The sequence below is a fragment of the Paenibacillus aceris genome, assembly GCF_017874035.1.
Classification (GTDB): domain Bacteria; phylum Bacillota; class Bacilli; order Paenibacillales; family NBRC-103111; genus Paenibacillus_E; species Paenibacillus_E aceris.
In genome coordinates this window covers 107,901-129,061 of record NZ_JAGGKV010000013.1, presented here as the reverse complement: position 1 = coordinate 129,061, position 21,161 = coordinate 107,901, and the positions used below count along the sequence as shown (strand labels likewise).

Below are 21,161 nucleotides of genomic sequence, written 5' to 3'. Positions count from 1 at the left end.
TACATGAAACCCTATTAGGCAATCACTAAAAAAAGCATTTTTCTACAAAATGTATAGTTATTGATGCTTCGGGAAAACTCTGTGCAGGATATCACAGATCCCTTGAAGAAGATAAGTTTTCAGTAGACTATCTTTAAAGGAGAGTGCCCCAGACATGAAATTCTTGCTTAAATCTCCTCGCAAGACCTTATTTGCGAAAATGCTATTAACACTAACGATAACGGTTACTGTATTGATTATAGGATTATCCTCCCTTCTCTACCGTAACTTCTTTACGACATCTTTGGACAATATAAACCGAATGAATACTTCTATCCTATCTCAAACCAGTTACAGTATGAAATACCTGGATACCATGGTCAGTAAATTTACGAATACCGTCATCATGAGTCCTAATACATCCATTCTACTATACAATCAGGAGAACGATATGTATACGCTGGGAGAAGCTTTGCGCAACCTGGATAACCTTACTCTTCCACATGATTATGTGTACTCGGTATATACAATCAATCTGGCCTTGAACCGTATCACATCCACAGAAACAGGCAACTTCTACACAAAAGAAAATTTTTACGATCAAGACATTGTTAATTTGTTGCAAACGATGAATAAAGACACGTTTACAGAAATGCCGATTCCCAGAAAAATCTCAAAAACGCAAGCTTTTACAGCTTCAGAAGCCACTAATGTATATACGTATATCATGCCAGACAATCCCGATACGAATCCATCCTCGCGCACTGCAACTGTCATCAATGTCAAAGCAAGTGTGCTCCGGGATCTGATCGCTTCTTTGAATGCCAAAATGGCCGATTCAAGCAACGAAATTATCGTGATTGATTCCAAAGGGACGATTGTGAACCATACATCAGAAAACTTGTTTCTGCATAGCGTGGGCCAAGAACCGTATATCCAAACTTTACTTGCAGCCAATCAAAATTCGGGAAGTTTTAAAACGAAACTGGGCGGTCAAGATTATCAGGTTACTTACGTTTCTTCGGATAAACCAAAATGGAAATTTATAAGCTTAACTTCATATACATCGTTTATCGGCAAAGTGGATACAATCAAAACCTCTACGATTTGGATATGCCTAATCATCCTGGGACTTGGTTTATTTTTCTCATTCTTCATATCAAGATCGCTTTATATTCCTGTCGGCAAGCTCGTGAAAACCGTGAAAGAGCATGTCGCAACTGCTCATCCAAAGGATCATCAAGCCAATGACATCTATTTTCTGCAAGATGTTTTCAAAGAAATGATTACAAAAAACAATGAATGGGAAACAAAACAAAGAGAACAGATAGCGCCTCTAAAAAACAAGTGGCTGCAAGATTTACTGCTTGGTATCCGATATGTGGATCAAAAAGAGATGAAAGCTCGTCAAAAAGAACTTGACATCCATTTGAATATGAATGGCCAACTCAGATTGCTGCTGCTACGTCTGGACAACTATCGCTTTTTTCTCAATCAATATGATGAAAAAGATCGTTGGCTCTTAAAGTTCGGCATCACTAACATCGTGAATGAAATCGTTTCAGAGATATATAAACTGGAGACGATTTATCTGGAAAACGATCAGCTCATGCTGCTATTGGAAATCAACCCCTCGGAGAAGGCTGAAACGACGGAAGCTACCCTAAAGAAGCTCATTGAAATCACGCAAAATGCTGTAAAACAGTACCTGAAGCTCTCGTTTTCGGCAACGCTAAGCATCCCGGTAGATTCCTACTTGCAGCTTAATGAGTCATATTCCGACACTTCGGCTCTATCTTCGTATCGGATTATAGCAGGTCACGGCAGCATCCTGACCCCTGCTTTCCGAAGCACCATCAACGAAACACTGATTTCCTTTCCCGAGAGCAAGGCCAAAATATTGCTTGACTCCTTGAAATTGGGGCATTTGGATAAAGCCAAGGAAGCTTATGACGAATTTATTAGCCTCCTGACCGGAACGACCTATGAAAACTTACTTTCGTCCATTATGCAGCTCAGCTTCATGCTGCGAACTACTTTTAACACCATTTTGGAAAATCATGAGTTTCAAAAATCCGATCAATTTAAGCTTGCTTCCAGGAATATTGAGCAATTTGAAACCATCGAGGAAATTCATGAAGCTTTCTCGTCTATTTTTACTGAAATCATTCGAGTCATGGAACAAAATAAAAATAGTAAACACAATTCGATTATTACTAGAATCACGCAAATCGTAGAGGAACAATACCGTGATAAGAACTTAAATCTGCGTCTCATTGCCGACGAGTTTCAAATGTCAAACGTTTACTTGGGCAAATTGTTTAAGGAAGCAACCGGCAAATCCGTTTCCGAGTATATTACAGACGTCCGGATGAACCATATCAAACATCTGCTGGATAACAGTAATCTATCTACAAAGCAAATTTTAGAGCAATGCGGATTGGAAGAAACCAACTATTTTTACACAATTTTTAAGAAACGTCACGGTGTATCGTTGTCGCAATATAAACTTGAGAAAAACAAGCCTTGAACCAACCTCTCCCAAGGAAAACAACAAAAAGGTATATTCCCTCGTCATATGAGGGAATATACCTTTGTTGATTCCAATTCATTGATATAATCAGCCATCAAAATAACACGGCTTTCCACTCGGTCTTCTGTCCAAGCGGAACCGCTTGCTGCCGCGAAACATGCAGCGATCGAATGGATCGTTATGATAAGGCTTGCAATAAAGCAAAAAAATCTACCGATAAACGAATTTCTTATTGGAAGCCAAATTATGCCGAGGCTACTCTCAAGGAATGACTTCGGTGATATTCGTAACGATTTGCTGCAGATGCTTAATGAGTTGGAGCATATTTTTGAAAGCAACTTGTCAAAGAAAAGAAATCCAATTATTGAGCAAGCCGAGCGATATGTTAAATCTCGATATGCAGAAGAATTGTCACTGCAAATTCTCGCTTCCCGTTTAAACGTGAATAACATTTACCTGGGACGCTTGTTCAAAGAAGAAACGGGCGTATACTTCAGTGATTATTTAAATTATATCCGACTTGAGCGGGCAAAAGAGCTGCTCGCATCGACTCTCATGAAAGTCTCTGATATTGCGGGACAAATCGGATTCGTCGATTCAAATTACTTTTTCCGTAAATTCAAACAGGATACCGGACTTTCCCCGACGGAGTACCGGAATTTACATACAAAGGAATGAGAAAAGAGGCCGAACCATAAGTAGCTTCAGCTACTCGAGGCTCGGCCTCCTTGTGTCCGCTAAAAATGAGTAATAAGATGCAGACGGATGACTTTCAAGTCCTTTTTACATAATCATATATTCCCATAAAAGTGCTTGTAAGTGTATCTTGGCTTATTAAAACCTGTGTCCTAAGGCCCTGCAAAGCCAATCCCTCTTGAAAAGTGTGAGCGAACAAAAATCCGCTCTTGGAGATTTGACCGCCTAGAATGATCTTGTCAGGGACAAATACACTTAGTGTGGGAGACAAGATGAGGGCCATTCGCTGACCGAATAGCTCAAATAGCTGTCTCGCACCCGGATCTTCGGCAATAGCGGAATTCGCCAACTCGCGTACGTCACGACCTCTCAAATCCAACCCCACTTCCAAAGCCAATTGAATAATACCTCTTTTAGAGATATAGTCGTCCGCAATCCCGTTTCGATAGGGTACTTCATACAACCAACCGTTTTCCGGAACGTCGGCCCGTTGTTTCACCAATCGTCCATGCTCCAGGAAGCAGGAGCCAAGTCCCGTTCCGATTGTTAAGCATACGACCCGGTCTGCGCCTTGGGCTTCCCCGTAGACGGCTTCGCCAAGGCCGAACAATGAGGCGTCATTCTCGAAAGTGATGCGGAACTCCGGGGCAAGCCTCTCCTGCACGGTAGCATCAGAGCGAAGCGCTTCCTCTAGCAGCTTTCCGAATGGGAGCCCATATAAGGAATCAAATTTGCCTAAGCCCCGAATGAGGCTTATCCCGTTCTCATAATCGAAAGGACCGGGAAACGCCATACCAAGTCCACTAATCGGCTGATTATCATGCTCTACTTTGGCGATAACGTCCCTAACAATCCTTGCAAAGTTATGGATGATCTCATCTGCGGCTAATTCGGATTGAGATTCGTAATGCGCGACGCTTGACCCGATAATCGTTCCCCCGCTTACCGCTGCAGCCTTGATCTGTGTTCCTCCGACGTCGAAGGCCAGAATAATAGATGAATTCACTTTAGGCTGCCCCCTAAGCTCTGACATAAGCTTTTATCGTACCGATGGTTTTCCCTTCGCTCTTACCGCTGGGCCGAATCAAGTAGGTCGGGACGGAAGCAGGGACAATGAAAGTCTCCGCATATCGGACCACAAATGGCTCGAACGATCCATCAGGACTTTCAACAGTCGCCTCTTCGCCTTCGATAAGGTTCAGCATATGAACGCTTCCGTTCGACTCGTGAATGACAGGAACCGAGAACCAGTGCCGACGCGTCTCGATGAATTCAAGCTCGTGCAGTCCCGTCCTTTCTTCTATCCATCCTTCACCTTCCGCCACCTTTTCGATCCGGCCCACGCATTCCGACGTCGTCCATTCAGTAGTCCGGTTCCATTGAATGACTTTAGCTCCATGCTCCACATGAACGGGTCTAGGCCGCCCATCGAGACCGAGCCGATCCCAGTCCCATAGTTTAAACGTGAAAATATAAGGCGTAGCGCTAATCTCTAGCACCATACAGCCTGTTCCAGAGCAATGGACCGTTCCTGCTGGGATAAGAAAATGATCGTGCTTGGCTGCGGGATATACATTGACATATTCCTTTGCAGGAAACGTCCACTCCCCATTCTGTGCCTTGTGCAAATCCGTTATCATGGCGTCGGGATCGATGTCTTCCTTAAGCCCTAGGTACACTTCTGCCCCAGGCGCGGCATCAAGAATATAATAGCTTTCATCCTGTGTATAAGGCATACCGAACTGCTCGCGGATATAATCAGTAGTCGGATGCACTTGCAAGCTCAGATTCTGTCCTCCTATCGTATCGAGGAAGTCGAACCGAATTGGGAACTCAGCTCCGAAGCGCGAATATACCCTTTCTCCCAAAAGCTTAATCGATTCGAAGAAGACAAGATTAATAGCTGGTATCTCCAATCGCAAAGAGCCGTATTGAAAATAAAGGCTGTTTTCTTCCGGCACTCCGTCGAAACCCCAAGCGTATGGATGATTTCTTTTGGGGAGATCTATGTTAGTCTCCAACCATGTCCCGCCCCATACTCCAGGGTCGAAGTAGGGTACGAGCCGGAACGGCTGGCTCGCGGTCTGAGAAAGTCCGGCGAACAACGCTTGCCTAGATAACATCTTTGGTTCGTCCTTGGCATTCGAATCTAGATAAAAGTCTATACGATCAAACAGAGATCTCTTGAGCCTGTCCGCCATGCGCCATTCAAAGAAGAAACCGCGCTTGTAGAGACGAAGAGTATCATCTTCTCTGTTATTTGTCCGCCAGTTGCCGATCTCCTTCGATCGGTAGCGTAGTTGAATTTCCCAACGTGCTAAGTCCGCATAGATAAGAACGTCACCCCTGGCGATAAGTGAAGCTCCGAATCCGATGACAACGATAATCCCTTTATCCATCGCTGATATCTTGCTGCGCAGCTCATCAACTTTATCCGGTTCGTAAAATTCATCTATATTGAACGGCGCCATGTACCCGAATACGCGATCATCCGACATATAGCGTTCGACTTTGCAATCAACCTCGGCCGGGTCCAATGCCGCCTCTTCAGATCTGACGATCAAGACAGGTTTTAATGAGACTGTCAATCCTTCGAGAATCTCCTTCTGTCTGACGCCTGGGTAACATTCCACAACGACGATCGCTTTCTCCTTCCTCTTATTCGCAATTGACGCCCCTATCGTATCCCCGATAGCCTCATAACCTGACCAGGCTTCATGCTCCCATTTTCGAATCAAAGTGGATGGTTCCTTGTTGTATGATGATTTCATGTATTCACAACTCCTTTGTATTAGTTTATCATAATATATCATAAACTAACACAAATGAACATTATTTGTTGATAATTTAGATGATGTGCAGTTCCACGTTGCTTTCTTCGATGAGTATCTTGTCCTCATCCCGGATCCCTTGATCCGTGACAAGGACGTCAATATCGGCAAGATGAGCCACTGTCGAGAAAAATCTTTTTCCGATCTTGGACGAATCGAGGACCATAACGACCTTCTTGGCGGAACGTATCATTGCTTTCTTTACTTGCGTGTCAAGCAGATTAGGATCTGTGAAGCCTTCTTCGGATAAATACCCCAAGGCGGATAAAAATAGGGTATCTGCATGATACCGTTCGAAAAATTCTTCCGCAACGGGTCCGACAAAAGTTCCGGATACTTCCCTAAGTATGCCACCACAGCAAATGATGGTATTTCTCTCCGATACCAGCGGGCGAAAGCGGCTCAAAGTTTCCATTCCGTTCGTAAGCAAGGTCAACTGGTCGAACGACCCTAGAAGCTCTGCAATACGGGAAACGGTTGTCCCATTCTCCAGGATCAGTACGTCCCCATCCCTAACGAATCGTTCGGCCACGTAGGCAGCCAAGCGGTCTTTAATATCCTGATTGTGGGCCTGCTTAGAGACCAAATCCGGTTCTTCTTCAGCGGAGGGAGAATCTCGATATACCACTCCTCCATGGGAACGTAGCACGTGTTTTTCCTTCTCAAGCACGTTCAAATCACGTCGGATCGTCATTTCCGATACTCCAAAATGATCGCTTAGCTCTTTCATGGTGGCAGCTCCATGTTCAGATATGTAATTTAACAGCGCTTGTTTCCTTTGCAACGGTAGCATGATACACCCCCTATGTTTTCACTCATTCTAACACAAATGATCGTAAATGTTCAAAACCTAATACTAATTATGAGAACTAAAAACGCAGTCACTTTTGAATAATGTAGCAACTGACTTTGGAATCGAACTGGGATAGGTTAGTGGAGATATTTATACAGGGCCGTTGAAAGCCTAAACAAGATAAGTCAACAAAGAACAACAAAAGTGCCCCCGCTAAAGGAAGCACTTTGTTGTTCCGGTGGATGTAACCTTAGACTGTTCAAAACTACTGCGTTCTTCCCTGAATTAAAGAAACCGGTTTGGACCAAGGAGTTGCGTAAGACGGACTATTCGCATACCGTACTGTGCGCAGCTTGAGCTGCAACCCCAAGCCCGGCTCCAGCTTAATTTGCAGCCATTTATCGCCGACTTCACATGAGCCTATTTCTTCACCATTCTGATCGGACCAAGTGGCATGGGTAAACGTGTGTTCACCGAATGAGCCTGCTTGAATCACAACTTCTCTACTCTCATCGAGCCCCGTATGGATTAACGTGATGACGGTTTCGTGATTGGTAATGCGTTCGACAAGAGCAGCCACATCCGGCGGAAGTCCGGGACGCTGCTTCTGCGCATCATAATAACGAACCCGTGCATGCTGCAAGCCGCCATGTGAAATGTGCATGGGAGCACCGAGTGTCAGTTGCAGCAAGCCCTCGAAGTAGACAGGACACATCTCCTGCCACTTATGAATGCTTGATAAGGAGCCTTCGTTAAAATCATCCGTGATCCAGCCATGCGGATCGCCTTCCTCTGATCTCATTTTTGCCAATTGACGCTGAACCAACGCTATATTGGCTTGAAGAATGCGCTCCGGATAATTTCGACTCTCACTATTATCCTGCATATAGTGGAACCAAGGAACCGTGTTCGCGATATAATGCTTCGTTTCTTTCTTCGTAACAGGGTTGCCGCCCGAATACATGGGAACTTCAATATCGGTATAGAAGCTCGGCATCTGAATGCGCTCAACGCGGGAATAGTCTGCTTGGTCCATCGAAACTGTCCACAGATAGATTGGATAGTTTGGGTTCGGCGAACGATAATCCGTCCAGCCTTGATCGAAATGTTTATGTGGAACCACCCATTTGCCTTCCTGCTCCTTACCAAGTTCCCAAATGCGATCCATCTGTGAGCGAGCCAGGTCCAAATAGGAGGTATCCCCGCTAAGCAATACAGCATTCATGACCCCGTTTACAATCGGTTCAATAATTGTCATGTAGCCGTGAGGCCAACGCCAACCATAATAACCGCCCCACCATTTGCCATCGTTGTACTCCCCAATAGCACCTGTAAGACCTACGTTGTCAGGAATGAGACCGCCATTTTTACGGGCCCGGTCTGACCAGGCTTCTACATAATCCAACACCCATTTCTTATAGGCAGGATTCCCTGTATATAGAAATGCGTTCGTAATCAACCCTGTAGCATTTAAGTTTAGCGGGACATCCCCTTTGGCCATGCGTTCATTGAACTTCTGGATAATATTGGCGTAAACTTGATCATCAGACCAAGGACACTTGCCGCTGGCAAAATCTACACCCGGAATATCCTCAAAGGGTGCCTGATAGTTATCCAGGATGCCGCGATGTGTACACCAATCCTCGCCAGTTGTTTGATGCCTTGGGCCACGACTGCCAGTGATAGGAGAACGGATGAGATGGCGAGCTGCATCATAATTGCTCGCTTCCTTGTCTTCCCCCGTATACATACGGGCAAAATTAACTGCTCTTTGATTATTTTTAAGCGAATCCGGCTCCACGAGTCCAAGGAAATAAAAATATAAATAGCCCTCGCCGTGATGCATCCAATCATAATAGCCGTCAAACTCGCGGTGTAGCTGGCCATATTGGGTAAATTGCCATGTGATTCCTTCCCAAATGTTGCGGGAAATCGATTTCAGCTCATCCCTGCCGCCTAGCACGTACAACAAAGCTAGATTCATAAAGCCTTCATACGGATCGTCAGAGCCGTCCATCCCCGGCCAATCTCTCCGCCAGAGCAAGGTGTCATCCTCATTGACATATCTGTTAACAAATTCGACGGCTGCTTCGTCCAAAATCGTAAACAACTTACGTTCAAGCAGCGCCCACTCCGTAGGTATCCACGACCGATTGGCTGTAATCGTTATCATCTATTCATTCCCTCCAACTGCTTACGATATTCGTTTATGCTTGTGGATGCCCAATCGAAAAGCCACCTTCAATCGGAATCACAGCTCCATTCACCCAAGAGGCCAATCCTCCTGCCAGAAAAAGCACGCCATCGGCAATCTGCTGCGGAGAAGCTACATTTGGTGCATTCATAACAGCTTCAGCTGCTTTTCTCGCTTCTTCCGGGTCAGCATGAAGCTGTTTAAACCAGCCCTCGAGCAAAGGTGTAGCCACCCCTGCCGGCATTAAAGCATTGACGCGTATTCCCTCTTTGCGAAAATCAAGCGCAAGTCCGCTCGTCATATGGTTAAGTCCTGCCTTCATGGTATCATAGACAAGATTGTGGTAATCATTCAGCTTGCCGTTAATGGAGCTAATATTAATGACCGTTCCTTTATGTGCTTTCAAATAAGGCAGCGCCGCTTGCACGAGAAAGAACGGTGCCTTCAGATTCACAGTAAACAGCCTATCCCAATCATCATGCGTAATGTCCTCGACTGGTTTATTGCAAACCATGGCGGCGTTATTGACGATGATGTCTACTCGTCCCCACTCACTGACGGCCAGCTCAACTAATTGATCCGGTGTTCTCGGGTCCAGCAAGTCTGAAATAAAAAGACAAGCTGCTCCTCCCTCTGATTTGATTGCATCAACAATTCGTTCCCCTTGCTCCTGTTCTTTGCCAGTCACAAGCACCTTAACTCCCTGCTTGGCTAATGTCTTAGCGATAGACTCGCCTATTCCGCTTGTAGAGCCTGTAACGATGGCTACTTTGTCTGAAAGCATATGCCTCATCTCTCCTTTAAAGCTTATAGAACCTGCTCGCATTGTCGCCGAACAGCTTTTTCTTGGCCTCATCTGTATAAGGCAATGGCAGCGCTGCTGTGAGTAGTTCAATGACTTGGTTGTATTCGGCAGCTAGCAGGCAAACCGGCCAATCACTACCGAACATAACGCGATCTTCCCCAAAGACGGCCAGACAGTGTTGAACGAAGGGGTCACAGGAAGCCTGTGGAGCTGACGTTCCTTCCATTTCTGTCACCATGCCGGACATTTTGCAGTACATGTTGTCGTATTGCGCCAGCTTGGCGATATCCGTCTGCCATGGCTCCATTTTACCTTGGACAAAAGATGGCTTGCCCAAATGATCAATTACACTGAGCAGGCGAGGGAATTGTTCCATAATCCTACCTACATTCGGTAAGTGCTTGGGATAAACAAGCCAGTCCAGCGGAAACTGCTGTTCCTCCAAAATCGCAAAAGCTTTGATCAACTTAGGACTCAACAAATATTCAGGCTCCCTGTCCTGCAGCATGGGTCTGATCCCTACAAATTTGGGATGACGCCGAAGCTCACTCAGCTGATCTTCGAAGTCCTCCCTCTCCATATCCAGCCAACCGACAACCCCAGCTATCGTTGGTTCCTGCTCACTAAGCTCCAATAAATATTTCGTTTCTGCAACAGTCGGCGCCGCCTGAACAACTATCGTTTTCTGAACTCTGTTATGCTTCAGAGCAGGCTTAAGGTCGGAAGGTAAATAATCACGGTACAGCACACTGTTTTCCGGCGTAAGCCAACCGTAATCTGAACGGCTCGTCGTCCAATAATGCTGATGGGCATCAATTCTCATGTATCAGAACTCCTTTTGGACAACGTATAGACAAGCTCGGCATCTTCCCAAAAACAATCAAAACATTCTCCTGTTTCTTGCTGCCATATGGCTTCAGCTGACTCATCAAAGCTGCCGCTCTGCTGCCGAATCTGCTCATCTATCGTAAAGATCATCCAGATATCGAGACCATGACGATAAATCTTAAGATCCACGATGCCTTGCGTCCTTAAATTAGTTACAATGGTGTCGGCAATTTCGTCATGCAGCTTGATATACTGCTGAAGCATATGTTCTTTTAATCTCGCTTTTTTGACAGAAATCGTCCTACTCATAACCGTTCATCCACCATGCGGTTCGTCAATGCGCCCAGCTTTTCAATCTCAATCGTGACGACATCCCCATCCTTCAGATACACGCGTTGATCTACCGGTTTACCAAGAACGACACCCTCCGGTGTTCCCGTTAATATGATATCACCGGGAGATAGCGTCATATGTTGTGAAATATAGCTGACAATTTCATCACAGTGGAAAATCATATCGGAGGTATGGGAATGTTGTCTAATCTCACCATTTACTGTGCACTTGATATCCAATTGATTCGGATCGCCCACTTCATCGGAAGTGACTAAATATGGACCTAATGGGCTGAACTTGTCACAGGATTTCCCTAACAGCCACTGATGGGTACGCATCTGTAAATCGCGCGCAGACAAATCATTGACGTTACAATAGCCAAACACATGGTCTAATGCCTGCTCCTTCGCCACATATTTAGCCTGTTTCCCGATTACGATGACCAGCTCAGCTTCATAATCGACTTGATTCGTTACCCGAGAAGGAAGAGGAATTTCATCTTGATGGCCAGCAAGCGTATTGCTGAACTTGTTAAACAAAATCGGATACTGCGGAATCGGGGCATTCGTTTCCTCCGCATGTTTGCGATAGTTTAAGCCTACGCAAATGATTTTGCCCGGATGCGTAACACAGGGGCCAAATGTCACTTGAGCTTCATCTAAAAGGAACGTATTTACCCCCTCAGAGCATTCCGTCACTCTTTTGATATAACGCTCAAGCATAGGACTATATCTATCAGCATGACCGATCACTGTCATAATGTCAGTAGGCATGTCCTCTTCAGGAAAAACCTTTAAAGCTTCAACAATATCCACCACAAATGTCGATAGCTTGACACCAAGGTGATACTCACCAGCACGATTAATTGTTACAAGTTTCAAAAGTAAACATCCTCTCTGTGAATTGATAATTTGAACGGTAAATACTCCGGTTATGCATTTTTACCGAAAACTACCCCGCCATCGATATACAGCGGTGAGCCCATCATGAATTTGGAATCATCGGAAGCCAGGAATAACGCCGCTTGAGCCACATCTTCCGGCTTACCGAGAGCATTACTGAGCTGTCTTCCTTTGAGAGAAGCAATAGCTGCCTCAGCGTCATCATAGGACGTTTTCAAATAATTCTCAACAAACGGCGTTAAAATCGTGCCCGGCAGCAGCGCATTTACCCGAATGTGGTAAGGTGCATAGTCTACCTGCATCGACTTGGTCAGCGCTAGAACAGCCCCTTTTGATGCTGCGTAGGAAGCGCGTTTGGCTAACCCAATCTCAGCAATACAGGAGGACATGTTAATGATCGACCCGCCGCCTTGCTCCATCATATAAGGGATGACATATTTGGACGGTAAAAACACACCGCGAATATTCACATGGATAACCCGATCCCACTGCTCAGGCTCCAATTCATGCAGAGCGCCTACCCCGCTAATACCTGCATTATTAAAAAGCACATCTATTCGTCCGCATTGCGAAACAGCGCTATCCACCATGTTCTTTACAGAGACTGGATCCGTCACATCCGCTTGCAGAAAAATGGCTCTCCCACCGTTTGATTGGATTTCCGCAACTGTTTCTTCCCCTTTGGCTGCGTCTAAATCATTCACAATCACGTATGCGCCTTCTCTGCCAAATAGAAGCGCTGTGCTCTTACCAATTCCTGATCCGGAACCCGTAATCAACGTTACTTTATCGGTTAATCTCATCGGTCTTCCACCCTTTTTGTTTATTATAATAAACTTAGTTTATTAATTTAAATATATAAATTAGTTTAGCATCCGCTCCACAAGGAGTCAACGCAAAAAGCATCCGTTAAAAATAACCGAATGCTGGTCTACATAGCAAAACAGAGACCTACAGCGTCTTTTGAAAAGCAAAAAGCCGCGACGAATCAGGAGTGGGTACCTGAATCACGCTCGGCTTAACAGCAAGCTTTAATTTACATTTTCAGACTTTGTGGGACGTAGAAATGATAACTTCAAGAATTTATATAGTAGCCGACAAGGCATGAGCCAGTTGCTCAATCTCTTGCTTCGCCAGCTCTTGCTTCTGCGGCCATTGATGAACAGACATCGAGCAACTGACTGCGGCGATTCTGCTGCCGTTTCGATCAACAACTGGCACAGCTATGCAGCAGAAACCAAGGGCAATCTCTTCAAGATCGATGGCATAGCCGCGCTCTCTCACGACTTGTAGCTGCTTCAACAGCTCATCTCCCGACTGAACCGTATTGGGTGTGAAGGCCTGATAACCGCCTTCCTTATATAAGGCAAGTACTTGATCATTGTCCAGCTCCGACAGGAGCACTTTACCCATAGCCGTTGCGTAAGCAGGCAAACGCATGCCGGGCTCCGAGATCAGTCGGACGTGCGTTGCTGCCTCTTTTTTGGCCAAATAGACAAGCTCCCCCTTTTCCAGCCTGGCTAATTGTATCGCCTCGCCAATCCGCTCTATGGAATGATTCGCTCTCTCTTCAAACTGCTTCACCAGATTCATTCCGGCAAAATAAGCGTTGCCGATTATACCGAAAACAGAGCCAAGTGAATAGGTATCCCCTTTTTCCTTATTCACCCAATTCAGCGTTTCCATCGTTTGTAAAAGGGAGAACATAGTGCTTTTATTAATACCCGTTGCTGCGCTTAAGTCCATAAGCTTTAGCTTGGAGGGCTGTCCCGCAAGCTCCAGAAGCACATTGTTCGCCCGTTCTAGCGCTGGAACCCAATACTTTCTTTCCATGACTATCCCTCACAGTACTAAGTGTCAAATATATTTGACCAAGATGCTTTCCACATGTTCCAAATGCGATCTCATCGCTTGCGATGCCTGCTCTTGATCCCCACTGCGAATAGCCTCGTAAATCCGTGTATGTTCTTTCAAAAGCTGAATGGCCACATCCTGATTGGCGTACAATTCAGCTCGGCGAATATCCCGTATCATCACTTCCATCGGCTTTATGATGGATTGACAGGTTCGTTCCATAATGGCATTATGAGTGGCTTGAACCAGCATCACGTGGAAGGATACATCCGTTCTCTCGCCTTCAATATCATTACCTACAGCGCTTACCATTTCGTTCAGAACGAGATGAAGCTGATGCAAATCCTTCTCTGTTCTATTCTTGGCGGCAATCGCGGCAATCGACACCTCTAAGGATTGCCTGACTTCCATCAATTCAAGTAGCGTCGTTCGATTCATCCGCAAGGAAGCCATCTCCGGCAATAATACTTCGGTTGGCACTTGGCTGATCACTCTGCAGCCGCCTCCCTGTCGGATTTCGATAAGTCCCATGGCTTTTAACGCGCTGAGTGCTTCCCGCGCCGTGGAACGTCCAACTCCAAATCGCTCGGACAGTTCTTTCGTAGACGGGAGTTTATCTCCTGTTTGGAGTTGCCCTTGCAGAATCATTTGCTTGATTTGATCAGCCATTTCGTCATAATGATTGCGTTTGAGCAGCTTATTGACTTCCATGCTTATAACCTCTTTTACCCGATGATTAGCACATGCACGATACCAGGGCCGTGAACACCTATGGTCAAATCGTTCTCAATATCCGCCGAACGGCTGGGACCTGAAATAAAGTGAATGCCAGCGGGAAGATCCTTCCTTGCCGATTGATCGAAATGAGTCAGAATCTCCCCTAGTCGGGTCTTCAGCCGTTCCACAGGAAGAATCACGATCAAAGATGTAGGAAGAAGACTAACCGATCTCCCCTTTTCCTTTGATGATAACACAGTTAGCGATCCGGTGTAAGCCGCTGCAGCATCCGCAAGAACGATACCAAGGTCGGCCGCGGCAGCCGCGGCTTTCCAGCTTTCCCGTCTGTCCGTGTTCCACGCGGATATCTGCGCTTCCGATAACGCATCGCTAAGATGAAGGGCATGCAGCTCAGATTGATCCTGATGGATAATCTTGTTAACGCCTAATGATTGCACGATATCGATTATCGCTAATTTCGCTTTCCCCATCGAAGAAAGCCTAACAACATAGCCTCCTGCCGCTTGAAAATTCGTCGTAAACTGCTCAATTCTTTCTTCCAACGGCCATTCGAATTTATGCCAAAAATCTGGTGCTCCCCGATAGGGATGCACGGGCTTCTCTACGACTCTTGCTCGCCCCAGCTTACTGGCAATGCCGTTCATAAACCGCTCTTGTTCCTTAACTGACTGAGAGTCCAATTGTGCCAGCCATGCTTGACTGCGCTCACTCATCCTTGATGTCCTCCTTGTTTTTTTCTCTTCGTCAACGCATCTTGCATACGACTGTGCAAAACCGGGTCTATTCCTTTAAATTCTTGACGTATTTGGTGTTCAAGCGTACCCCAGCTGTCTCGGAAAGAAGCCTTAGGCAGACTAGGCGCAACTCGATACGTATTCCATCCTTTTAATGGCCCTACGCGCAGTCGAATACCTTGATCGCGAACGACCATCTTTTGGCCGATACGTGCTAGTTTCAATACGGTATTAAATCGCTTCGCGCTTCCCAGGATGGTTGCAAAGCCTTTCATCCCGACTTGTTCAAGTTTGTCGCCATGCCCCTGCTCCACTTTGCGACGACGCAGTGAGACAAGCATATCGTGGAGCGGTATTTTCACAGGACAAGCTTCGTAACACGCGCCGCATAGGCTGGAAGCGTTGGCAATGTCGTCCCAATCCGCTGTGTTCTTCTGGAGCGCAGGGGTTAACACCGCCCCAATCGGTCCGCTGTAGGTGCCGCCATATGCGTGACCGCCAATATGACGATAAACAGGGCATGCATTCAGGCAGGCCCCGCAGCGGATGCAGTTGAGCAGCTCCTGAAATTCCGGATCGCCAAGCTGCAAAGAACGCCCGTTGTCGACGATAATAATATGCATCTCCTCCGGACCGTCTGCATCGGGTCCACGCCGTGGGCCTGTAATTCCGGACATATAGACGGTCAGCTTTTGGCCGGTAGCCGAACGCGGCAGCAGTGTCGCCATGACCTCCAAATCCATCCAACTTGGTATAATCCGCTCCATGCCCATGAGTGTAATTTGTGTCTTGGGCACGGTGGAAACCATACGCGCGTTGCCTTCATTTTCAAACAGAACAATAGACCCACTTTCCGCAATAGCAAAGTTGCAGCCCGTGATGCCAATATCCGCCTCCAGAAATTTTTCCCGCAGCTTTCTGCGGACAAATCCTGCCAATATCGTCGTATCTGGCGGTAGAGTCTCCCCTGCTTCCTTAGATAATAAATCAGCAATCTGAAACCGGTTTTTGTGAATCGCTGGAATGATAATATGGGAGGGCGTTTCGTCGGCCAATTGAATAATATATTCGCCTAAATCCGTTTCAATGGCTTCAACGCCAATGGAGGCAAGTGCCTGATTCAAGTGCAGTTCCTCTGTAACCATGGATTTGGACTTAACGACGGTTCGGGCCGCTTTCTCTTTGGCAATGGTCAAGGATAGCTTCACAGCGTCAACAGCCGTCTCGGCAAAATGAACATGGACACCGTTCTCCCGAGCATTTTCAGCAAACGTATGTAAGTAATAATCCAGATGGGCTATGGTATGCAGCCGAATTTGCCTGCCTCTTTCACGCCATTCCTCCCAGTTCCCGTGTTCTTCCGCAGCTTTGAGTTTACCGCTCCGCAGCCGTTCTGTCGTAAACATAACCGCCTTGCGAAGGAACTCGTCGTGCAGTGCTTGATCTGCTCGCTCCTTGACTGTCTTCCCTGCTGCTTCTTTTTGACTCATGCTTTTTTCACCCCTTCATATAACAGTTCAGCCAGATGCATAACTTTGACTGGTTCATTTCGAAAGCGCAGATTGCCGGCAATGTTCATCAGACAGGCCATGTCCAGGCCGACAAGCACCTCCGCTTCCGTTTCTTTCACATGATCCACTTTTTCATTCACCATGGCCCCGGAGATATCCGCCATTTTCACAGCAAAAGTCCCTCCAAATCCACAGCAATCCTCGGCAAAAGGCAACGGCACTAATTCTAACTCCCTTACCTGCTGCAGCAATGCCAGCGGTTCTTCCTTCACACCAAGAAGCCTGCTGCCGTGGCAGGAGGGATGATACGTAACTTTATGCGGAAACCTCGCTCCAAGATCAGTTATACCAAGTACACCTACGAGAAACTGCGTGAACTCATATGTTTTGTTCTGTAATTGCAAGGCTTTGTCCCGCATTTCTGGATCATCCTTGAAGAGATTCGCATAGTGATGAATCATATACGTACAAGATCCTGAGGCCGAGATGACGAAGTCGCTATCTTCAAAAGCAGCAAATATTGTTTTCGCCGTTGCCCTTGCTTCCTCCCAGTAGCCGCTGTTGTAAGCAGGCTGCCCGCAGCAAGTTTGAATGGTCGGGAAGTGCAGCAAAATGCCGTGATCGCTCAAAATTCGAGATATCGCCTCTCCGACTTTCGGGTATAAAGCGTCACTTAAGCAGGTAATGAATAATGATATTTTCATAAAATGCACCACTTTCAAAAATATATCAGGTTGTCAGACAACATGATACTAACATAAAGCACAGCACTTTAAAAGGTTTATTCTTTCGCACTTTTATAAAGCGCCACGCTGCAAGCTTTGCAGCCGCAACCAAATAACAAATAGACGACCTTCTCACCAAAAAATGGAGAATGAAGGCCGTCAATTATTCGTGTTCCTTAGCAGTGCGATGAACTGAGTTACTGAACTTTTACAGGAGTCGTAGCTGATTTTCCGTTTGCCGAAGCCCCCGTTAAATCAAAGCCGGAAATGTTTGCATCAGAAACACTTGCTGCAGTCGAACCATCGGCTTTGCTAATCGTTATGTTGCCAAACTGGTCAATTTGAATCATTCCCGATGGTTTGGTACTATCTATCGGTTTGATATGATCCACTGAGAATACGACTCCGAATAAATAGTTGTACTTAAGTCCATCCATCTTTTCAAAATTGACCCCGTAATTATCATAAACTTGCAGATCCATCACGTTCCATGCATTGCTACCCGTTAATCCTATTGTTTGCACACCGGTATTTCCGGCTGTAACGTGATCGACGCCGAGAGAGTCATTCTTCACTGTTACTGTTGTTTTCAACGTTTTGGTTGAACCGTCGGCTACCCTGTAGCTTATATTAAGTGCCGCTGTTCCAGCGGCATTTCCGATTACAAATGCTTGCCCGTTACTATATACTACCCTAGCAACTGACATATTGGAGCTGGAAATGGCGGAAATCTGTTTAGCGACAAGCGCAACGGAATCCCCAGCAGCGGTGACAGCCGAGATTGTCACTTCACGGCCGAATTTACTGTCTTTTGCATCTTTTTGTGTCTCATCCGTCAAAGTATTGATTCCGTCATAGTTAGTCGTTTCGATAACACCGCTGTTGAGCGCATTAAATAACGTAGGGACTGCATTGATTGAATACGTCAAATTATCGCTGCCTGAAGTTACATTTACGGTGCGAGTTACTGTATGGATAACAGTCTCCCTTCCATCTGTCCCAACCTTCATCAGTTTAGCAGTAAAACCGAAGGAGCCGGTTGCCCCGAGATCTGTATATAATCGATATGTATTGTGCATCAAATCGAATTGATCATTTTTCAAACCATAACCATTGGAATCTGCAATGATATTTTTATAAGTCGCAATATTATTGACAGCATCATAATTCTCTGCCGTACCAATTAATCCACCTCCGTCTGCATCAGTAGATATCCACTTTTTCCCAGATACCAAGTTATTAGGCGTCCATGTTACATAATAATATACATTTCCCGTGACTCTGCTTGTATCCGTAACACCCAGGAGCAGATTTCCGTTTGCGTCAGTTACAAAAGAACTGTCCATATTAGAGCCATATTGGTCGATCGCTTGAATGGCGAAACTGCTGTAGGTTCCTGGATTAATATACTTAGTCGGTTCCGTAGCAACTTTCAAATGATCCGGGACCCGGACAGAGCCCACCATATACTGTTTCGTCTCAAAGCTGTTCGCTCCTGCCGTTGCGATGTTTACCGATACAGAAACAACTCCTCTAGCATTTACAGTAATATTTTTCAAATGAATCGTGCCTTTATGATCTCCATAATTTAGAATGTTAGATTCGAATGTTGCACCAGATACTATGACCTTAATACGGTTTATATTCGTGTCACTTATGAGATCCTCCACACTCAGTTGGTTCCCATTAGCATCAAATGCTATTACAGGAATATAAATATCCGTGTCTCCTGCAGCAATAACTCCGCTTAAGTCCCCAAGCTGAACTTTAGTTGCTAAAGCTGCCGATTTTACACTGATTTTCTTCTGAGCGGTAGCTCCCTGATACTGAACTAACAAGTTATAGTCAACGGATTGTTCGATATCATTCTTAAGCGAAACCCGAAGCTGCGGGGCATTCGAATTGCCCGAATCCCAATTTCCTATTTCCGTCATAAGGTTTTCCTCATATGGATTAAAAATGGCTTGTAGATTAGCATCTTTGTAAGCATCGCTGTCTCTGCCCAACATTCCGCCGTAATGGTCATACAAATTTAGACTTATTGTCGCCGTTTCACCTTTTTTATTAATAGCTGTGCCGCTACTATAGGTAACATCACCAATTTCCATTTTTGTTACGAATGGCACATTTCCGAGAGTAAAGGTTTTTGTAAGGGAGATATGTGTATCGTTGAACCAGACAGTGACTGGCAACCTGGATATATTTTCTTGTTTTCCGGTTAAGGAGCTTGTATCGAGCTTCAATTGCAATGTGCCATCGGCTGACTTGCTAAGACGCGGATTTACGTCATTGTTATTACCAGCAACAACGGAATAAGATCCTGCCGAGAATGAAGCATTTTCACCATATTGGTTCGTCGCCTTGATCTTTACTACAATATTCTTGGCATCGGCGAGTACATCGCTTGTCGAAACGAAATCCAGCTTTTGCATAGTTTCATCTTGAGCTGTGAATGAAGCCGTAGCCTGGTCGATAGCAGATGCATCCAATCCGCCAAGAGTAACCGTATAATCCCCGCTCGATAGCTTCGTATCATTCAGTGTCAGTGTTGCCGACTTGTTGTCGGCGGCCCATACAGCGGTTGCGCTAATTGTCAAAGTACCTTTCTCAACAGTAAAGGTAGCTTTCGAGGTATCGACATCGCGATTTAACGTCACATCAATCTTTTGTGCGCCACTAGCTTTAACTGCCGTCAAAGAAACTTTGGCCGGCTGATTAGCGCTAAGATAAGCTTTCTGTCCCTCATATGCGCCTAATACCAGATCTGCACGTGTAGCATACTTTGAGCCTTCAGCTCCTTCCGAAAGCAGCTTAGCAGCTATAGCTTGTCCGATAGCGTCTTTATACCACGGAGTTAAAGTTACATCGATCTTTTTGCCCAAGCCCTTAACTAGAGCGGTCGCGAACTCCCCCAGAGTAACATTAGCGCCCGGATCAAACGTTGTCTCAGATTTACCGTCGATAAAACCCGCCTTTTTTGCAGCTTCAATATACGGTACCGCCCAACCGTTTGCTTTGTCGTCAGCTTTAACATCGGGGAAGCTAGAAAGTTTCAATGTATCGTCAACTTTTGTCCCAAAAATAAGAACGAGAACCTTCGCAAATTGGGCGCGCGTCATGTTTTCGTTAATACCAAAAACATCTGCCTCTGTACCTTCAAATATGCCGGCTTTTAACAAGGCGTCGATCTTAACCTTCAAATCGGCTTCTACATTGACCAGATCCTTAAAATCGGATGAAGATTTTATTGCCGTTGCCACTTTCCCCTCAATACTGCTAGAAGGTGTTATTGCGTCATCGGCATTTGCTACCGACGTTTGCAGAGTACATGCCAATAAAATGCATGCTATTAGCTTAAATTTTTTTCTCATTTTCTATTTTTCCTCCCCAATTGTATTTTCCTCAGTTTAGCTGTATATGTAGAATTTTGTTATGTACATACTGAATCTGAAATGTGCGATAATGAAGATAAACGTCTTCATTTTTATCAAATTATGAATTTCTTATGAACATGTTTTTTTTCGATCATCCATTCTATACTAGAAATGTATCAACGAAGTGTTCTAATTGCCCGTAGCTTAAAAACGGTTTTTCAGCGCCTCCCTCCTTGGATCGCGTTTTTATATAGGTTCCCGAATAGGGGACCTTTTTTTTGTTTAAAGGAAAGAATCCGTAGACACATATATCCACGGATTTATAGCAGTG

The 21,161-nt window shown here is 45.5% G+C and carries 17 protein-coding genes; 2 read left to right on the top strand and 15 right to left on the bottom strand.

Annotated elements, in window-relative coordinates; all coding sequences use genetic code 11:
• Positions 1-154 precede the first annotated feature (154 nt).
• Together J2Z65_RS22270 and J2Z65_RS22265 are read left to right on the top strand one after the other, a co-directional pair.
• Positions 155-2,509 carry a helix-turn-helix domain-containing protein gene (locus J2Z65_RS22270; RefSeq protein WP_167058458.1) on the top strand — a complete coding sequence of 785 codons (2,355 nt, stop codon included), beginning with the start codon at positions 155-157 and terminating at the stop codon, positions 2,507-2,509.
• 249 nt (positions 2,510-2,758) lie between these two features.
• The gene (locus J2Z65_RS22265) at positions 2,759-3,190 is read left to right on the top strand and encodes a helix-turn-helix transcriptional regulator (protein WP_167058455.1); all 432 of its coding nucleotides are present in this window, start codon (positions 2,759-2,761) and stop codon (positions 3,188-3,190) included.
• Between the two features lie 94 nt (positions 3,191-3,284).
• Here J2Z65_RS22265 and J2Z65_RS22260 read toward each other — a convergent pair whose 3' ends face one another.
• The 15 genes from J2Z65_RS22260 to J2Z65_RS22190 form a co-directional block, all read right to left on the bottom strand.
• Positions 3,285-4,214, bottom strand: coding sequence for an ROK family protein (locus tag J2Z65_RS22260; RefSeq protein ID WP_167058451.1), 930 nt, complete (start codon positions 4,212-4,214; stop codon positions 3,285-3,287).
• A gap of 13 nt (positions 4,215-4,227) precedes the next feature.
• Positions 4,228-5,979 carry a class I mannose-6-phosphate isomerase gene (locus tag J2Z65_RS22255; RefSeq protein ID WP_167058448.1) on the bottom strand — a complete coding sequence of 584 codons (1,752 nt, stop codon included), beginning with the start codon at positions 5,977-5,979 and terminating at the stop codon, positions 4,228-4,230.
• Between the two features lie 76 nt (positions 5,980-6,055).
• Complete coding sequence (locus J2Z65_RS22250) at positions 6,056-6,832, bottom strand: DeoR/GlpR family DNA-binding transcription regulator (protein ID WP_167058445.1); 777 nt, start codon at positions 6,830-6,832, stop codon at positions 6,056-6,058.
• 265 nt (positions 6,833-7,097) lie between these two features.
• Entirely contained in the window at positions 7,098-9,005 is a 1,908-nt protein-coding gene (locus J2Z65_RS22245) for a DUF8034 domain-containing protein (protein ID WP_167058441.1), read from the bottom strand.
• 34 nt (positions 9,006-9,039) lie between these two features.
• Positions 9,040-9,810, bottom strand: a complete 771-nt coding sequence (locus J2Z65_RS22240) for an SDR family NAD(P)-dependent oxidoreductase (RefSeq protein ID WP_167058438.1) — start codon at positions 9,808-9,810, stop codon at positions 9,040-9,042.
• 16 nt (positions 9,811-9,826) lie between these two features.
• Positions 9,827-10,654, bottom strand: coding sequence for an amidohydrolase family protein (locus J2Z65_RS22235; RefSeq protein ID WP_167058434.1), 828 nt, complete (start codon positions 10,652-10,654; stop codon positions 9,827-9,829).
• Positions 10,651-10,968 (bottom strand): L-rhamnose mutarotase, encoded by a 318-nt coding sequence (locus J2Z65_RS22230; protein ID WP_167058431.1) that lies wholly within the window; start codon positions 10,966-10,968, stop codon positions 10,651-10,653. Before J2Z65_RS22230 ends, J2Z65_RS22235 begins: the two co-directional genes overlap by 4 nt.
• A complete protein-coding gene (locus J2Z65_RS22225; RefSeq protein ID WP_167058428.1) occupies positions 10,965-11,873 on the bottom strand; it encodes a fumarylacetoacetate hydrolase family protein in 909 nt (302 codons plus the stop codon). The genes J2Z65_RS22230 and J2Z65_RS22225 overlap by 4 nt, the downstream gene beginning before the upstream one ends.
• 50 nt (positions 11,874-11,923) lie before the next feature.
• On the bottom strand, positions 11,924-12,697 hold the full coding sequence (locus J2Z65_RS22220) for an SDR family NAD(P)-dependent oxidoreductase (protein WP_167058425.1): 774 nt from the start codon (positions 12,695-12,697) through the stop codon (positions 11,924-11,926).
• A gap of 280 nt (positions 12,698-12,977) precedes the next feature.
• The gene (locus tag J2Z65_RS22215; RefSeq protein ID WP_167058422.1) at positions 12,978-13,727 is read right to left on the bottom strand and encodes an IclR family transcriptional regulator; all 750 of its coding nucleotides are present in this window, start codon (positions 13,725-13,727) and stop codon (positions 12,978-12,980) included.
• A 24-nt stretch (positions 13,728-13,751) separates the two neighbouring features.
• Positions 13,752-14,459: a FadR/GntR family transcriptional regulator gene (locus J2Z65_RS22210; RefSeq protein WP_167058419.1), complete on the bottom strand. Its 708-nt coding sequence runs from the start codon at positions 14,457-14,459 to the stop codon at positions 13,752-13,754.
• A gap of 14 nt (positions 14,460-14,473) precedes the next feature.
• Positions 14,474-15,199: a LutC/YkgG family protein gene (locus J2Z65_RS22205; RefSeq protein ID WP_167058416.1), complete on the bottom strand. Its 726-nt coding sequence runs from the start codon at positions 15,197-15,199 to the stop codon at positions 14,474-14,476.
• On the bottom strand, positions 15,196-16,710 hold the full coding sequence (locus tag J2Z65_RS22200; protein ID WP_167058413.1) for a LutB/LldF family L-lactate oxidation iron-sulfur protein: 1,515 nt from the start codon (positions 16,708-16,710) through the stop codon (positions 15,196-15,198). Before J2Z65_RS22200 ends, J2Z65_RS22205 begins: the two co-directional genes overlap by 4 nt.
• Positions 16,707-17,435, bottom strand: coding sequence for a (Fe-S)-binding protein (locus tag J2Z65_RS22195; RefSeq protein WP_167058410.1), 729 nt, complete (start codon positions 17,433-17,435; stop codon positions 16,707-16,709). Before J2Z65_RS22195 ends, J2Z65_RS22200 begins: the two co-directional genes overlap by 4 nt.
• A 218-nt stretch (positions 17,436-17,653) precedes the next feature.
• Positions 17,654-20,827, bottom strand: coding sequence for an S-layer homology domain-containing protein (locus J2Z65_RS22190; protein ID WP_167058407.1), 3,174 nt, complete (start codon positions 20,825-20,827; stop codon positions 17,654-17,656).
• Between the last annotated feature and the right edge of the window lie 334 nt (positions 20,828-21,161).

Excerpts from the sequence above, each read along its gene's own strand:
- J2Z65_RS22270 (WP_167058458.1), top strand. The coding sequence starts at position 155 with ATGAAATTCTTGCTTAAATCTCCTCGCAAGACCTTATTTGCGAAAATG.
- J2Z65_RS22265 (WP_167058455.1), top strand. The coding sequence starts at position 2,759 with ATGCCGAGGCTACTCTCAAGGAATGACTTCGGTGATATTCGTAACGAT.
- J2Z65_RS22255 (WP_167058448.1), bottom strand. The coding sequence starts at position 5,979 with ATGAAATCATCATACAACAAGGAACCATCCACTTTGATTCGAAAATGG.
- J2Z65_RS22250 (WP_167058445.1), bottom strand. The coding sequence starts at position 6,832 with ATGCTACCGTTGCAAAGGAAACAAGCGCTGTTAAATTACATATCTGAA.
- J2Z65_RS22245 (WP_167058441.1), bottom strand. The coding sequence starts at position 9,005 with ATGATAACGATTACAGCCAATCGGTCGTGGATACCTACGGAGTGGGCG.
- J2Z65_RS22240 (WP_167058438.1), bottom strand. The coding sequence starts at position 9,810 with ATGCTTTCAGACAAAGTAGCCATCGTTACAGGCTCTACAAGCGGAATA.
- J2Z65_RS22235 (WP_167058434.1), bottom strand. The coding sequence starts at position 10,654 with ATGAGAATTGATGCCCATCAGCATTATTGGACGACGAGCCGTTCAGAT.
- J2Z65_RS22230 (WP_167058431.1), bottom strand. The coding sequence starts at position 10,968 with ATGAGTAGGACGATTTCTGTCAAAAAAGCGAGATTAAAAGAACATATG.
- J2Z65_RS22220 (WP_167058425.1), bottom strand. The coding sequence starts at position 12,697 with ATGAGATTAACCGATAAAGTAACGTTGATTACGGGTTCCGGATCAGGA.
- J2Z65_RS22215 (WP_167058422.1), bottom strand. The coding sequence starts at position 13,727 with ATGGAAAGAAAGTATTGGGTTCCAGCGCTAGAACGGGCGAACAATGTG.
- J2Z65_RS22210 (WP_167058419.1), bottom strand. The coding sequence starts at position 14,459 with ATGGAAGTCAATAAGCTGCTCAAACGCAATCATTATGACGAAATGGCT.
- J2Z65_RS22205 (WP_167058416.1), bottom strand. The coding sequence starts at position 15,199 with ATGAGTGAGCGCAGTCAAGCATGGCTGGCACAATTGGACTCTCAGTCA.
- J2Z65_RS22200 (WP_167058413.1), bottom strand. The coding sequence starts at position 16,710 with ATGAGTCAAAAAGAAGCAGCAGGGAAGACAGTCAAGGAGCGAGCAGAT.
- J2Z65_RS22195 (WP_167058410.1), bottom strand. The coding sequence starts at position 17,435 with ATGAAAATATCATTATTCATTACCTGCTTAAGTGACGCTTTATACCCG.
- J2Z65_RS22190 (WP_167058407.1), bottom strand. The coding sequence starts at position 20,827 with ATGAGAAAAAAATTTAAGCTAATAGCATGCATTTTATTGGCATGTACT.